We start from the raw sequence: 1,412 nt of genomic DNA, 5'->3' as shown, positions 1-1,412 counted from the left end.
CTACAACTCGGGCCGAATAGAGGGGTTCACGAACCCGAACGCGATCCTGTGCGGCGTCATCGGCATGGGCAAGAGCGCGCTCGCCAAGTCGAGCGCGACCCGCGCCATCGCCCACGGCTACAAGATCTACGTGCCCTCCGACCCGAAGGGCGAGTGGTCGGGCCTGGCCGAGGCCCTCGGCGGGCAGACCATCGCGCTCGGCCCCGGCCTGCCGGGACGGCTGAACCCGCTCGACGCTCCGCCACAGCCGGACGGAGTGAGCGAGAAGGACTGGACCAACGAGCTCCGCAAGCGCCGCCTGCTCCTCCTGGCAAGCCTCGCGGCCACCGTCCTCAAGCGCGATCTGCTGCCGATGGAGCACACCGGCCTGTCCGCCGCCCTGGATCTGGCCGTCGCCGACGCCACCGCGAACAACACGGTGCCGCTGCTCGGCGACATTGCCCGCCTCCTCGGCACCCGCGAGCGCCTGGACGCCACCCTCGGCGACGAGGGACGCATCGGCCACGCCGCCGACGACCTCGCCCACGCCCTACGCCGCCTGGTCAGCGGCGACCTGTCCGGGATGTTCGACGCGCCCTCCACCGTGACGTTCGACCCGAACGCCCCGATGCTCTCCATCGACCTGTCCCGCCTGGGCAGCAGCGGCGACGACACCGCCCTCGTCCTCGCGATGACCTGCGCCTCGGCCTGGATGGAAGCCGCCCTCGCCGACCCCGCCGGCGGCAGGCGGTGGGTGATCTACGACGAGGCATGGCGAATCATGCGCCACCTCGGCCTGTTGGAGCGCATGCAGCAGCAGTGGAAGCTCAGCCGCGGCCTCGGCATCGCCAACCTCCTGATCCTGCACCGGCTTTCCGACCTGCTCTCCGCCGGCGACGCCGGATCGCGCGGGCGCGTCCTCGCCGAGGGCCTGCTCGCCGACTGCTCCACCCGCATCATCTACCGCCAGGAACCCGACCAGATCCAGGTGTCCATGTCCCTGCTCGGCCTCACCGGAGTTGAAGCCCAGGCCATCGCGGCACTCACCCGCGGCCGGGGCCTGTGGAAGGTGGCGGGCCTGAGCTTCATTGTGCAGCACCTCCTCCACCCGCGCGAACGCGAGCTCTACGACACCGACTTCCGACTCGCTGCCTGAGAAAGACGCCAACTGCCGTGTCTTACAACGACAACGAGTCCTATCTCGACCACTCCCACCTCACCCCGGCCGACTTCACCGCGTTCGAGCAGATCCTCGCCGCCCGCCGCGACTCCCGCCCCTCCCTCGGCTCCGACTGGGACCTCGTCCTTACCCACACCAGCAGCACCGGCAAGCAGTGGGAGTCCACCTACGCCCTGTTCCGGCCCTGCGGCGCCTTCGGCACTGCCGACGAGGTGTACGTGCGGGTGTACTTCGACGAGGCCGGCCGGGCCCC

2 protein-coding genes are annotated in these 1,412 nt (G+C 70.4%); both read left to right on the top strand.

The features are described 5' to 3' along the window. The coding region (locus ACFVWU_RS44915; protein WP_387632521.1) for an ATP-binding protein at positions 1–1,135 on the top strand (1,135 nt) is incomplete at its 5' end. A gap of 17 nt (positions 1,136–1,152) precedes the next feature. Continuing rightward, positions 1,153–1,412 (top strand): hypothetical protein (locus ACFVWU_RS44910; protein ID WP_387632518.1); only part of this gene is annotated, 260 nt, incomplete at its 3' end.

This window comes from Kitasatospora sp. NPDC058190 (assembly GCF_042883685.1).
In the GTDB taxonomy this organism is placed as follows: domain Bacteria; phylum Actinomycetota; class Actinomycetes; order Streptomycetales; family Streptomycetaceae; genus Kitasatospora.
This window is presented reverse-complemented; position numbering and strand designations above follow the sequence as displayed.